The organism is Lysinibacillus sp. BNK-21 (genome assembly GCF_048684915.1).
Taxonomy (GTDB): Bacteria; Bacillota; Bacilli; order Bacillales_A; family Planococcaceae; genus Lysinibacillus; species Lysinibacillus capsici.
In genome coordinates this window covers 2,324,353-2,337,495 of the sequence record NZ_JBLQTS010000001.1, presented here as the reverse complement: position 1 = coordinate 2,337,495, position 13,143 = coordinate 2,324,353, and the positions used below count along the sequence as shown (strand labels likewise).

The window sequence follows — 13,143 nt, the reverse complement described above, 5'->3', positions numbered from 1 at the left end:
ATGCAGCTCATGTTCTATGAGGACAAAGCACAAAATTTAGTAGAACAATATACCCTAACAGAAGAGCAGCTACGCTATACAAAGTCTCCAAAAGAAAGCATTGCACTTGCTAAGCAGGATAATAGTCGGCATGCCATTTTAGCAATGGATGGTAACAAGCTAGTCACGTTCTTTGTCTTACATGAAAAAGAGGGGGTGACGCCTTACTCCTCCAACGAACAGGCGCTATTAATCCGTTCCTTTTCAACTGATTTTTATGAGCAGGGCAAAGGCTATGCCAAGACAGCACTCCAATTATTGCCTGACTTTGTTCGCAAGCATTTCCCATCCATCAATGAGCTGGTGCTCGGGGTCAATGTACCAAATAGAGCTGCTCAAGAACTTTATAAGCGATGTGGCTTTGTCGATGAAGGCAGACAGGCGATGGGACTTCGAAATGAGCTAAAGGTGATGAGCTACTATATGAAGGAGGTTGAAAATTGAGCCATCATATAATTGAAGCAAGAATGGAGCATTTACAAGCACTTTGTACAATCGATCAAGAAGTAATTGGAGATTCATCCAGAGCGGAAGAAATTCAGCAAGCTATCAAAGAGAAACGCTGTTTGCTATACCAATCCGCTGATACCATTGGGGGGTTTTTGCTATTTAGCAATGACTTTTTTGGCTATAGCTTTATTTCCCTAGTCATTGTCAAGCCGTCCGAGCGCAGAAAGGGGATCGCATCTGCCTTAATGACCGCTTATATCCAAATGGCTAAAACAGCAAAGGTTTTCTCCTCTACAAATCAGTCCAATAGGCGTATGCACCAGCTTTTTCATAACCTAGGCTTTGTCAAAAGCGGTTTTATCGACAACTTGGATGAGGGAGACCCGGAAATTATTTATATGAAACAAGCCTCACCACAAACATAGGGTGAGGCTTTCGTTTATTTTTTTGCTTTGATGAATAAAAAGGATGGTCTGCGTAGCTCCTTTTCAATAGAAGGAAGTTGTTGAATGGCTGCTGTGCTTGGAATTGGTTCTACGATTTTATCAATGGTAAACCCATGGGTAATCAATGTATTGACCAGTGTCGCTATAGTTCGATGATATTTGACAACACCATCCACCAACCATGTTTGCTCACGCAAGCCTTCTTCCTGGTAATGATCCACAGCATAGTGCAGACGTTGATGATTGTCATCATATACCCAATTATCATCTGTTGTATGACGAGCTGTAGCAATAGGATGCTCTACAGAGAAAATAAATACACCGTTAAGACGTAGCATGTGAGCAATTTGACCAATGACCGCATCGAAATCTTTGACATAATGAAGAGATAGGGAGCTGGTTATACAATCAAAGCTAGCCGAAGGAGCTTCATAATCCTCTATTGCCTGTAGCTGATAGTCAATTTGTGGGTGGGCATGCTCCTGTTTAGCGACGGACAGCATATTGCTCGAAACATCTAATGCGGTTACGTGCTTGGCTTGATGGTCGATACAATACTTGGCGAAATTCCCCATACCACAGCCAATATCGAGTACCTGTAAATTTGTCAACGGTGGAAGTAAAGCCTTCATCGTGGGCTGCTCCAAAAGACGGTTATAATTAGATGCTTTTTGTCTCAATGTCTTGTAGTGATGAAAAAATATCGGATTATCATAAATATTTTGTTTCATTAAAAGCCTCCAGTTTATGAAACATAACGTTATGTTATTTGTGCGCATCATTATTGTCCCATGTAGATAGAAAAAGAAATAGACTTTTATTACAATTTTTTGTAAGATGTAGATAGAGGCATACCATTTTTTTTGATACAGTTATCTTCCATTTAATGGGACATTTTATCGTTCCCTCTACATAATGATTGATCCTACCAAGCACATCCCCATTTCCATGTCATAAAAATGTAACAATTTGAAAAAATAAAAATATTTAAAGGTAAAACATGGCACTTCTTACACGCTATAACGTTCTTACTATTTGGAAGCATATTCCGAAAAAGAGACGTTGGAGGGATTCTATTGAATCAAGAAAGTTTATTATCCATTAGTAGCAATGCCTTATTTATTGCCTTTATTCTACTACTCATTGCTATTGTGCCATTAGGGCTAGCAGTCAAATCAAAGAGAAAAACATTCGGTAAGCTTGGACTATTGCTCACTTATATAGCCTTTGCCCTACAGCTCGTGTACTTTGTTGTCAGATGGGTGGCGGTTGACCATGCACCTGTCAGTAATATGTATGAATTTATGACGTTCTTTGGCATCATGCTTACAGGAAGTTACTTAATTATCCATTTCTTATATAAGCAAATCGTGGTTGGCTTATTCACGATTCCTGTATCCTTAATCATCCTTGGTTATGGAAGCGTTTTCGCGAAGGAAGTATCGCCGCTTGTTCCATCATTACAAAGTAACTGGTTAACAATTCATGTCATGACTGTGGCCTTTTCTAGTGCCATTTTATCTGTATCCTTTGCTACAGGTTTAATTTACTTATTAAGAACGCTGGATGTTTCCAAAAAATCTATCAGTACATACGGTCTTGAGTTTGTGTTGTATTGTTTGGTGGTTGTCATTGGCTTTATTGGCGTATCGACGTTTTTCAGCCTTGCCACAGAAGAGGTGCAGGTACAATTCGATAATGCACAGGGACAGCAAGAAAAAGCCACTTACTCCATGATGCCCCTGATTGTCAGTAAAGGAGCCGTCACCGAGAAGGGTGAAGCAATCGGTGGTGTCGAAATCACAAATAAAATAGATGCCAAGAAATTAAACTCGATTGTCTGGGCATTTATCGTGGGTACTATTTTATATGGTGTCATTCGATTCATCACAAGAAAATCAGTGAGTGCCTTATTAAAGCCATGGACAAGCCGCGTACAGCCACAATTAATGGATGAGATTTCCTATCGCGCAGTTGTTATCGGCTTCCCATTATTTGCATTAGGTGGCCTGCTATTCGCCATGATTTGGGCGCAAATTGCCTGGAGTCGCTATTGGGGCTGGGACCCGAAAGAGGTGTGGGCATTAATTACCTTTTTATTCTACGCAGCCTTCCTCCATTTCCGCTTATCCAAAGGCTGGGAAGGAGAAAAAACAGCCTGGTTGGCCATCATCGGCTTCGGCATTATTGTGTTCAACCAAGTATTTGTCAATCTAGTCATTGCCGGCTTACATTCCTATGCCTAGTTAAAGGTAGGGGGTCTTGGCTCCTAAGTGATCCTGACTGAGTGAGGAGGAGCCCGCTCTAAAGTGAGGAGAGAGCGCTCAAACTAGTCAGGTAACTGCTCCAACTAGTGAGAGAACCTCTTAGCTTTGGCCATCCTTTTCTTCTTATTAAAATATTCAACCGAAAAAAGCATTACGAAATGCATGTAGCACTTCGTAATGCCTTTTATTAATTATTTTTTGCGAAATAGTCTAGCGTTGCTTGACCTAAAACGTTGGCGGCAATTCGTAAGGAGCGCTCGTCGATATCGAATTTCGGATGATGGTGTGGATAGACTTCCTCCCAATCAGGGTTTTTCGCCCCTGTGAAGAAAAACGCACCGGGGATTTCCTCTAAGAAATAGGCAAAGTCCTCACCGCCCATATTGGGATCAACTATTTCAACAGTCTCAACATCTGCAATTTTCTCTGCGGACGCCATTATATGCTCAGTCTCTGCATCATGGTTCACAACAGGCGGATAGCCTCGCACATACTCATACTCGTAATCAGCTTTTGTTAAATAACAAGTTGCCTTTAAAAGCTCTTCGATTTCATGCTCTAACAAACTACGCTCCTCCTCGTGGAAAGTGCGCACCGTACCCTTCATGTACACTTGATCAGCAATGACGTTGAATGGATTTAATGCCTCAATATGGCCAATTGATACTACTGCTGGACGTAATGGGTTGATGCGACGTGCCACAAGCTGCTGTAAATTTGTAATAAACTGAGCTGCAAGGACAATGGAGTCCTTGGTGTCACTTGGGTTTGAACCATGGCCGCCCTTGCCTTTTATCGTTATATAAATACCATCTGCTGCAGCCATTAATGGTCCTTTAGCTGTTTGCACTTTGCCAAGATCAGTGGGTGCCCATAAATGTGTCCCAAAAATAACATCTACACCTTCTAAGCAGCCATCCCTAATCATCGAAATAGCTCCACCTGGCGCAAGCTCCTCAGCATGCTGATGAATAAAGACGATTGTTCCTTCTAAATCATCCTTCATTTGATTAAACGCCTTCGCTAAGATTAAGAGGGAAGCTGTGTGTCCATCATGGCCACAAGCATGCATACGCCCTTTAATTTTCGATTGGAAAGGTAAGCCGGTTTCTTCCGTAATGGCTAAAGCATCAAAGTCTGCTCGTAACGCTACTGTTTTCCCTGGTTTTCCACCAACTAGCTTTGCCACAACTCCATTGCCACCTACACCTTCACGAACCTCATGACCTAATGCACGATGAAAGGCAGCAATGGTTTTTGGCGTTTCAACTTCCTCAAAGGAAAGCTCAGGATTTTCATGGAAATGACGACGAAGCTGTATTGTCTCTTCTTCATAATGTTTTAATAAATCTGCTAACTGTTGTTGTAATGTTGTCATTCTCTAACACTCCTTATTTTAAGTAAATATAATCTCCAGGGCCAAGCGGTAAACCTAGTAGGAACCAAATGGCGAAGAGGATAATCCAACCGATTGCGAAAAACACCGAGAACGGCAATAAAGAAGATATAAGCGTGCCTATACCGATATTTTTATCATAGCGCTTTGCAAATGATAGTAAAATCGCGAAATACGGTAACATAGGGGTAATTGGATTTGTAATCGAATCCCCTACACGATAGGCCATCTGCGTAACCGCTGGGGAATAGCCTAAGTATAAGAACATTGGTACGAAAATTGGTGCAAGTAAAGCCCATTTTGCAGAAGCACTGGCGATTAATAGGTTGACAAAGGCACAAATTAAAACAAATCCTATCATCATTGGTAAACCTGTAAAATTCAATGCTTGTAAAAGCTCTGCACCTTTAATGGCTAAAATAGAACCAATATTGCTCCAGTTGAAAAAGGCAATCATTTGTGAAGCGGCAAATGCTAATACAATAAATGGCGCCATATCTGCAATGGATTTAAAAATTTTCTCTGCAACTTCCTTATCGTTTTTAACCTCCTTCGCTGCTATCCCATAGGCAAGCCCAGGTAATAGGAAGAAGAATAACATGATAGGTACAATGCCTGCCATGAAAGGTGAGTTTAAAAAGCCACCTGTGGCAGGATCTCGTAAAAGACCGTTCGAAGGTATGACTGTAAAAGCAATGACTAAAATATAAACTAGCGTTACGATTCCAGCCCACTTTAATCCTCTCTTTTCTAAAGCTGTCAATGGCTCTAGCTTTTCAATTTCACCATGGAACGAACCAAAGCGAGGCTCTGTAAACTTCTTTGCAACCCATGTACCAATAATGACTAATAAAAACGTCGAAGCAATTAAGAAATAGTAGTTCATCGTTGCACGACCAGTGTACGCGGGGTCTGCTATTTGTGCTGCTGATTCTGTAATCCCTAATAATAATACATCTAGAGAGCTAATTAATATGTTCGCACTGAAGCCCCCAGCTACAGCTGCATATGTAATAATTAAGCCTGCTAATGGATTTCGACCAATACTCATAAAAATCATGGCTGCAATTGGTGGTAAAATGATAAATGCCGCGTCAGCCGCTAAGTTACCAACTAAACCTGTAAAAATGATAAAAGGTACAATTAATTTTGTAGGTGCTGACATCACAATTTTCTTCATTACAGCTGAAATTAAGCCTGTTTGCTCAGCTAAACCAATACCAATCATGGTCACGATTACTAGCCCTAATGGAGCGAAACCTGTAAATGTTGAAACCATCTGCGTTAAAATTAAGATAAGTCCTTCTTGACTTAGCAGATTTTTTACTTGAATGACATCTTCGGTCCCAGGTTGAACTGCTGAAATACCGAGCATGGATAAAACCCATGATAAAACTAGTACTATACCTGCTAGAATAATAAATAACGTGATAGGGTCTGGTAGCTTATTACCTGCACGCTCGATTTTATCTAACATATTGTCAATCCAAGATTTTTTCTTAATTGTTTGTGAATTCCCTTGCATAAATTTCATCTCCTTTTATACTTTATTAGACTTAACCTTTAAGAATCCAATGTCTCTATTTTAAGACATTGAAAATCTATGTCCTTTATACAAAGAAACCATATTTTCTGACTATTTTCAATATTTATTTTTTATTAAGGAGCTATATGTATGTATAAAATTAATGTTTTTACCGCAAAACGCTCACTTTCATGGGTTCAACAGCTTGAAAAAATTAAACCCTCTTTTTGTGAATTTCATTACTATGCTTATACTGATTTTGAACATTTGAATGAGCTTTTAGAAAAGTATTTGGAGGGGGGAGATGGAGCGCTTTTTAGCGGACAAATTCCATATTTTTATGCTCAAACGCATTTTCAAGAAGCAACGGTACCTATGCATTATTTTGATATTTCAGAGCGTGATTTTTACCGTACCGTTACGGAGCTTTTTTATGAGAAAAAGATTGCTATGAATCGCATTGCCATCGACTTTTGCTATGAGGAAAACGGCTATTTGGGCATTCATGAATGGTCGATAGGAAAAAAACCTTATCTTTTTAGCCAAACGATGAGCGAGTACGCAAGTAGCGATATTGTCGATAAAGCTGCTGAATGGCATCTACAATTGCATAAGGAAAACAAGGTTGATTTGAGCTTTACCCGCATTGCAGAAATACGTGAGCGCTTAGCTGATCAAAATATACCATTTATCGCTTTTTACCCGTCTCAATATGCCATGCAATTAACATTAGATCATTTTCTCAATCAACTGCGAATTCGACAGCTTAACCAAAATAAAGTAGTGGTAGTGCATATTTTAATTCCGATAGATAAATCGAATATAGAAGACTTAGAATATCGGCAAATTGCCTTATATAAAACTATATTAGATTTCAAACAACTGTATGCTAGCTCATTTATCGTACATCGTGAGGCATCGTTTATTGCAATTATCACGACGTATAAGCAATTTTTAAGTACAACGAATCGTTATTCACATTGTCATTTAGTTGATTTTTTAAATGAGAAGCTATCGTTTCCTGTCAGAATAGGGTGGGGAATTGGTGACTCTCTAATTGAAAGTCAGGAGTTTGCTAAAAAAGCCGCAACCCTCTGCTCTTCAAAGGAAACACAGGGATACATTATTGAAAATTCACGAGAAATCGGGCCTTTACTTTATGGAACGATGCTACAGTTTGACGATGAAAAACAACAGCATCTAAAAAATTTAAGTACGACATATGATATTCCCTTATTACAATTACAAAAAATAGAAGCGATGCTGGAAAAACTAACGACAACGATCGTCAGTGGAGAACTGCTCAGTACACATCTTGGCATTACGGTACGCTCTGCAAACCGTATTTTAAAGCAGCTTCATGAGAAAAATTTAGCACACGAATTACCAAGCAACACGTCCACCACGCGTGGACGCCCAAAAAAGTATTATCAAATTCATTTATATTAGTCAGGATGGAATGGTTCATACGGTGGGGCTACCTGTGCAAGTTGATAGGATGAATAAATCCTGACACAGGAAAAAGAGACATCCATTTACGAATGTCTCTTTTTATTTGCACGTCTATGTTAAGTGAAGATTATAGTTTCACTACATTCGTTGCTTGAGGTCCACGGCTGCCTTCTTCTACGCCGAATTCAACTTTTTGGCCCTCTTCTAAAGTTTTGAAGCCATCAGATTGGATAGCTGAGAAATGTACGAATACATCATTGCCACCTTCAACTGCGATGAAGCCAAAACCTTTTTCTGCGTTAAACCATTTTACTGTACCTTGTGTCATGTAAACACCCTCCCAAAAAAATTCAACAATCAATTGCTTCTATCACATATAAAAAACGTATTCAAAAGCTCGTATTACTTTTGAATACGTGTTTTTAATCATAGCAATGAAGTAATGTAATTATTACCCTTATTATAGTACAGAATTGTTTGTATATCCAGTAAATTCCGTTTTTAGTAAGGAAAAATTTACATTTGTAATCTAATAGTAAAGAAACGCTATTTCCTCATTATTTAATCCATGCTTTTTCCTTCGCAACAATGACCGCCTCTGCCCGCGATTCTACATTTAGCTTGACGAATAGCTTCGATAAATAGTTCTCCACCGTGCGCTGGGTGACACCAATTGCAGAGGCGATGGCTTTATTTGTACAGCCTTGGGCAACGAGCTGTAGTATTTCCTGTTCCTTATCGCTCAGTAGAACCTCCTGCTGCACATTCGGCAGGTTGGTGCGTTGCTGAACAAAGTCTAAGAAATCGGCTGCCAGTAAAATCTCACCTCTTATGGCTGCTTGAATGGTTTGGATCACTTGCTCCTTTGTCGCTAGCTTTGATAATAGACCGTCAATTTTTTTCTCAATCAATAGCTCATAATAATCGGAAAGTTCGTAGCCTGTGTAAAGAATAATCAATGCATCTGCTTGTTTTTTCTTAATCATCTCTGATAGTTGAATGCCGTTGATTGGCTTCATATTGATATCAATGAGAAACAACTGAAAGGTAGCTGTATCCATTCTTGATAAAACGGCTGCGCAATCCTGTTCTGTTTCGATTTGAACATTGGCTAAATCCTGCAACAATGTTTTCGTACCATCTAAAACGACAGGATGGTCATCTATAATAAGTATGTTCATCATATGAATCCCCGTCCTCTTGTATTTGTATATAAATATGCATGCCCTCGTTAAGGCTCGATTGAATGGTAATGTCACCATTAAAAGCACGGACACGTTCGCGAATGCCATTAATGCCCATTGATGCAGAGGACTGTATTAAATCGTCAATGTCGCAGCCTATACCATTATCATCGTATCGAAGGATAAAGCCTTGAGGGATTGCTTGTAATTGAAGCGAAACCTCTGTTGCTTCGGCATGCTTGATTGCATTATTTAACAGCTCCTGAACAAGACGATAGACTACGAGATGCAGGGTGACATCCTGAAATTCTACACGATCAATTTGGGCGCTTAATAAAAAATCAGCCCTTATTTTTACCTTTTGAATGAGTTTTTTTAATGCCATTTGTAAACCAAAGGTATCCAATAGTGGGGGACTTAAGTTCTCGCAATATTCTCGTAAGTCCTTCGTTGCATTCAATAGCTGCTCGCGTATAGCTAGCACGGTCTCCTTCTGAATAGTAGGGGAGCCAGCTAGGACATCAAGCTCTCTGGCTAAATGAAGCTGCTCCTGCAAAATGGTATCATGTAATTCCTGTGCTAAAATACTCTTTTCCTTCTCAATAATATTCCATAGCAATTTATCGAGCCAAGGAAGCGGTGTATCGCTGGTATTTTTTATATGCTGAATTTCACGCACTAAATCCTCAATTTGCTGTAAGTTATTGATAAACATGGACACATACAGTGCAAGCAATTCTAACCAAAGCAGCTCTTCCTTTTGCAGAGCATGGCGTATTTCTAACATAATCTTTTCCTCACCAGCATCATGTAACAGTAAATGCGGATAGTAACTTACATGCTGTGGAGAATCGTCTGTTATTGTCCGGATATGAAACGCTGTGGTTCCAAGCTTCTCGGTGATTTCATATTTAAAACGATCCAATAATTCTTGTTGGTTTTTTGCTTTGCCCATACGCTGAACGGCTGCATATAAATTATGTACATAATTTCCAGTAGAAGAGAAGATAATTTTTCGATACTTAAAATCAATGCGTTCTTTTATATAAAAGCTTGCAATGATCACCATAAAGACAAGTAAAAAAATACTTGTGACATGGACGATGGATAGCTCCCCCATGAATAACAGGGCAATCCCTGCTGTCAACAGAAGCGCACTGAAAAAGGCTAGCGTTGAATAATAGCGTAATCGTGATAATTGGTATTCAATATCGAATAATCGTTCGTTCACCTGAATGAACAGAAAAGAGAACGGAATAAATAATAAAAATAATGCGGCGATTTCAGCGTGTAATATCGGCTTATGTCCTAATATTTCAGGTGTAACGAAGAATAATAAAAAGGGTAAAAAAGGCACGATAAAGGCAAGCGCAATTAAACGAATTTTGGCCAATTTAGTACGTAAATAACTCGTTACTAAAATAAAAATTGCATAGACTACCAGGACAGCAAATAAACTTAGGTTCAATATAGGTGTGAACTCACGTAATGATGGCTCAACTTCCTCCATTAGATAAAAGCCAGGGATGAACAGTATTAATAAGTACAGCCATTTGCTGTGAGGGTAGGTCCACTTAATTTGTAGGTATTTGAAAAAGTGTTGTAAAAAGTGAATAAAGAGAACCATGCATAAAATAATACAGCTACTAATGACAAACATCCCAATCATATTTCCTCTAGCTGATGCGCCAGTACTGATATAGGCGGTCGAACAAGTTAATAAAAATAGGATCAATAAAAACGTTGAAAGATTATTTTGATTGCGTCGCCAAACATAAAGTGCGACACCAAAAGCTAGGAAAAAATAAAAGATAGGGAACAAAATTTGCAAATATAATTCTTCTGGCATGTCTCGATGTTTGACAGCAATGGTTTGAATACTCTTATCAGCCTTTTGGATCGTTAATGCATTGGCGCTTCTAACGATCATTTGCTGTTGAACGTAGCGATTCTCCATGGCTGGCTGCCCATCGATAGCCACAATAATATCCCCTTTTTCAATATTTTTTTGCTCTGCCCATAGAGGGTAATAGCTATCCACAAAAACAGGCTGACCGTTTGTCGTATCGAGAGTGAGACTCACAAAGGGTGTTTTGATGGTAATACCTAACACATAAATACCGAGTATTAAGTATGTAAGAAAAATACAATAAGTACATTTTTTCATTGTTAAACCTCTAATTTGCTTATGATCATAATCTCCTATATATTATCGCTAATTATTGATAAATTTGGAATACCGAAATAACGAGTTTCGGAAAACCACTATTGTTTTTTCGGAATAACGAAATAGTGTTTTCGGACATGGCTATGATAGGGTAAATTTAATCATTAGTGACGAATAGGGGGACTTCTGCGTGAAAAAAGGCATTTTAACACTTTTACTTTTTTTTCTCATCGCTATGATCACCATTCCATTGACCACGAAGGCCAAAACGGTGAATCAGGATAAAGTCGAGGTAGAAATTGGTCTCATAGGTAGTGATCATCATTTTGTCTATAAGATTCCGAAGCATTTACATAAGGATATGCCCTATGCAGAAATGAAAAATGGCATTCAAGCTTCCTTAGCTAATCATTGGAAAATTGGTGAGACTCGTTATGAGGCCAATAAATCCGATGTTGCCTATACCTTTTATATTCAGGATTTATTTCAAGAAAAGCAGGATGGTCAGCTAAAAGTAGCCATTCCCTATCGTCATCTAGTAGGGATGTTTGGCGAGCAAGATCCTATTCAATTGCGTATTTTAGCAAGTAAATTATCCAAGTGGACTGTCAATACAAAGGATTGGACAGCGCTTGGCTTTATGGAGCCCTTTACTTTTTTAAGTGAACGTGAATATGTCTATGAGGGGGCAGTCCAAGAGTTATTAAACCAAAGAGTGGGCCATTTTGATGGCACCATTCAAAAAAGTCAGTTGCTTTTATACAGTGTCATTTATTTTTGCTTTATGGCTATCCAACTGCTTGCTTGTCTTATTTTATCCAGACGGTTAAAAAGGAAAATCATTAAAAACCCAGACAATATGCATCAGTTCCGTAAACTCAATTACCTGTATCAATTGGTGCCGATTTTGATTATTGTCGCACAAATCGTGTTCCTTGTATTATCGGGTCTGATTACAGCATTTGGATTATACTTTAGTCCTGGCATTGATTTATTAGTGATTGTTGGACCTGTTTTATTAAATATCATCCTGCTGCCCACTTTTTTTGTCACAACAGAGAGTGAAATTTCAAGGGAGCTCAACAATAATTCGTTGTGAAATGGTATAATGATCAACAGCAAACTTGAAGGAGCTGTTGAAGAAAAATGACGCATCCAGAATTCGCGTACTTAAATTTACTACAACATATATTAGAAAATGGCACAAAGAAAGAGGATCGAACGGGGACAGGTACATACAGTGTCTTTGGGTATCAAATGCGTTTTGATTTAAGCAAAGGTTTTCCTCTTCTAACGACAAAGCGTGTGCCCTTTAAGCTTGTAGCAAGTGAATTATTATGGTTCATTAAAGGGGATACCAATATCCGTTACCTATTGCAGCATAATAACCACATCTGGGATGAATGGGCATTTAAAAAATGGGTGGAATCTGATGAGTATAAAGGTCCTGATATGACAGATTTTGGTCGACGCTGTTTAGTAGACGAGTCATTTAACGCATTGTATCAAAAAGAACTTGCCTCATTTTGTGAACGTGTCTTAATAGATGATGACTTTGCACAGCAATATGGAGATCTCGGAAATGTCTATGGCAAACAATGGCGCCATTGGACAACCTCTGATGGCGATAGCCTTGATCAGCTACAGGATGTCATTCATCAGATTAAGCATCAACCTGATTCACGCCGTATCATTGTCAATGCATGGAATCCTGAGGATGTCATTAATGCGGGCGCAAAGGGCAGTAAAGCTGCATTACCACCGTGCCATGTGATGTTCCAATTTTATGTAGCAAATGGTAAATTAAGCTGCCAGTTAATGCAAAGAAGCCTTGATACATTATTAGGCTGTCCATTCAATATTGCGTCTTACGCCTTATTAACACATTTGGTTGCACATGAGTGTGGCCTAGAGGTTGGCGAATTTATTCATAGCATTGGGGATGCACATATTTATGCAAACCATGTGGAGCAAGTGAAAGAACAGCTATCACGTGAGCCAAGAAACCTACCAACATTGCACATCAATCCAAATAAAACATCCATCTTTGATATAGAGCTTGAGGATTTATCGATTGAAGGATATGATCCACATCCTGCGATTAAAGCACCAATTGCCGTATAATGCTAACAGCAGCCATTTTGGTTGCTGTTTTTTTCAAACAAAGATCTAGGACTAACTATTTGTTTTACGAAATAGGCAAGTAGTTGGATGACT

General features: G+C 38.9%; 12 protein-coding genes. 6 read left to right on the top strand and 6 right to left on the bottom strand.

Annotated elements, in window-relative coordinates; all coding sequences use genetic code 11:
* Both ACMGGO_RS11850 and ACMGGO_RS11845 read left to right on the top strand, forming a co-directional pair.
* On the top strand, positions 1-483 hold the full coding sequence (locus ACMGGO_RS11850; protein WP_420282325.1) for a GNAT family N-acetyltransferase: 483 nt from the start codon (positions 1-3) through the stop codon (positions 481-483).
* Positions 480-914, top strand: coding sequence for a GNAT family N-acetyltransferase (locus ACMGGO_RS11845; RefSeq protein ID WP_054549263.1), 435 nt, complete (start codon positions 480-482; stop codon positions 912-914). Before ACMGGO_RS11850 ends, ACMGGO_RS11845 begins: the two co-directional genes overlap by 4 nt.
* A 14-nt stretch (positions 915-928) precedes the next feature.
* Here the strand turns inward: ACMGGO_RS11845 and ACMGGO_RS11840 are convergent, their stop codons facing one another.
* The gene (locus ACMGGO_RS11840; RefSeq protein WP_420281921.1) at positions 929-1,666 is read right to left on the bottom strand and encodes a class I SAM-dependent methyltransferase; all 738 of its coding nucleotides are present in this window, start codon (positions 1,664-1,666) and stop codon (positions 929-931) included.
* A 345-nt stretch (positions 1,667-2,011) separates the two neighbouring features.
* Between ACMGGO_RS11840 and ccsB the strand changes: the two genes are divergently transcribed.
* Complete coding sequence (ccsB, locus tag ACMGGO_RS11835) at positions 2,012-3,181, top strand: c-type cytochrome biogenesis protein CcsB (protein ID WP_288580966.1); 1,170 nt, start codon at positions 2,012-2,014, stop codon at positions 3,179-3,181.
* Positions 3,182-3,389: 208 nt separating this feature from the next.
* Here the strand turns inward: ccsB and ACMGGO_RS11830 are convergent, their stop codons facing one another.
* Positions 3,390-4,580: an amidohydrolase gene (locus ACMGGO_RS11830; protein ID WP_048394504.1), complete on the bottom strand. Its 1,191-nt coding sequence runs from the start codon at positions 4,578-4,580 to the stop codon at positions 3,390-3,392.
* 13 nt (positions 4,581-4,593) lie between these two features.
* Positions 4,594-6,123 (bottom strand): AbgT family transporter, encoded by a 1,530-nt coding sequence (locus tag ACMGGO_RS11825; RefSeq protein WP_048394502.1) that lies wholly within the window; start codon positions 6,121-6,123, stop codon positions 4,594-4,596.
* Positions 6,124-6,273: 150 nt separating this feature from the next.
* Here ACMGGO_RS11825 and ACMGGO_RS11820 point away from each other — a divergent pair, with 150 nt between their 5' ends.
* Positions 6,274-7,572, top strand: a complete 1,299-nt coding sequence (locus tag ACMGGO_RS11820) for a hypothetical protein (protein WP_048394501.1) — start codon at positions 6,274-6,276, stop codon at positions 7,570-7,572.
* A 130-nt stretch (positions 7,573-7,702) separates the two neighbouring features.
* On the opposite strand, the gene ACMGGO_RS11815 is transcribed toward ACMGGO_RS11820, so the two are convergent.
* The 3 genes from ACMGGO_RS11815 to ACMGGO_RS11805 form a co-directional block, all read right to left on the bottom strand.
* Positions 7,703-7,903, bottom strand: coding sequence for a cold-shock protein (locus ACMGGO_RS11815; RefSeq protein WP_004230248.1), 201 nt, complete (start codon positions 7,901-7,903; stop codon positions 7,703-7,705).
* A 229-nt stretch (positions 7,904-8,132) separates the two neighbouring features.
* Entirely contained in the window at positions 8,133-8,759 is a 627-nt protein-coding gene (locus ACMGGO_RS11810; protein WP_048394499.1) for a response regulator transcription factor, read from the bottom strand.
* Complete coding sequence (locus ACMGGO_RS11805; RefSeq protein WP_288580973.1) at positions 8,734-10,926, bottom strand: ATP-binding protein; 2,193 nt, start codon at positions 10,924-10,926, stop codon at positions 8,734-8,736. Before ACMGGO_RS11805 ends, ACMGGO_RS11810 begins: the two co-directional genes overlap by 26 nt.
* A gap of 190 nt (positions 10,927-11,116) precedes the next feature.
* On the opposite strand from ACMGGO_RS11805, the gene ACMGGO_RS11800 reads away from it, so the two are divergent.
* The gene (locus ACMGGO_RS11800; protein WP_288580975.1) at positions 11,117-12,025 is read left to right on the top strand and encodes a hypothetical protein; all 909 of its coding nucleotides are present in this window, start codon (positions 11,117-11,119) and stop codon (positions 12,023-12,025) included.
* Between the two features lie 47 nt (positions 12,026-12,072).
* On the top strand, positions 12,073-13,050 hold the full coding sequence (locus ACMGGO_RS11795; protein WP_288580977.1) for a thymidylate synthase: 978 nt from the start codon (positions 12,073-12,075) through the stop codon (positions 13,048-13,050).
* The last annotated feature ends 93 nt before the right edge of the window (positions 13,051-13,143 follow it).

Bases quoted from the DNA above. Each gene is read 5' to 3' on its own strand.
- ACMGGO_RS11850 (WP_420282325.1), top strand. From the start codon at position 1: ATGCAGCTCATGTTCTATGAGGACAAAGCACAAAATTTAGTAGAACAA.
- ACMGGO_RS11840 (WP_420281921.1), bottom strand. From the start codon at position 1,666: ATGAAACAAAATATTTATGATAATCCGATATTTTTTCATCACTACAAG.
- ACMGGO_RS11830 (WP_048394504.1), bottom strand. From the start codon at position 4,580: ATGACAACATTACAACAACAGTTAGCAGATTTATTAAAACATTATGAA.
- ACMGGO_RS11825 (WP_048394502.1), bottom strand. From the start codon at position 6,123: ATGCAAGGGAATTCACAAACAATTAAGAAAAAATCTTGGATTGACAAT.
- ACMGGO_RS11820 (WP_048394501.1), top strand. From the start codon at position 6,274: ATGTATAAAATTAATGTTTTTACCGCAAAACGCTCACTTTCATGGGTT.
- ACMGGO_RS11815 (WP_004230248.1), bottom strand. From the start codon at position 7,903: ATGACACAAGGTACAGTAAAATGGTTTAACGCAGAAAAAGGTTTTGGC.
- ACMGGO_RS11810 (WP_048394499.1), bottom strand. From the start codon at position 8,759: ATGATGAACATACTTATTATAGATGACCATCCTGTCGTTTTAGATGGT.
- ACMGGO_RS11805 (WP_288580973.1), bottom strand. From the start codon at position 10,926: ATGAAAAAATGTACTTATTGTATTTTTCTTACATACTTAATACTCGGT.
- ACMGGO_RS11795 (WP_288580977.1), top strand. From the start codon at position 12,073: ATGACGCATCCAGAATTCGCGTACTTAAATTTACTACAACATATATTA.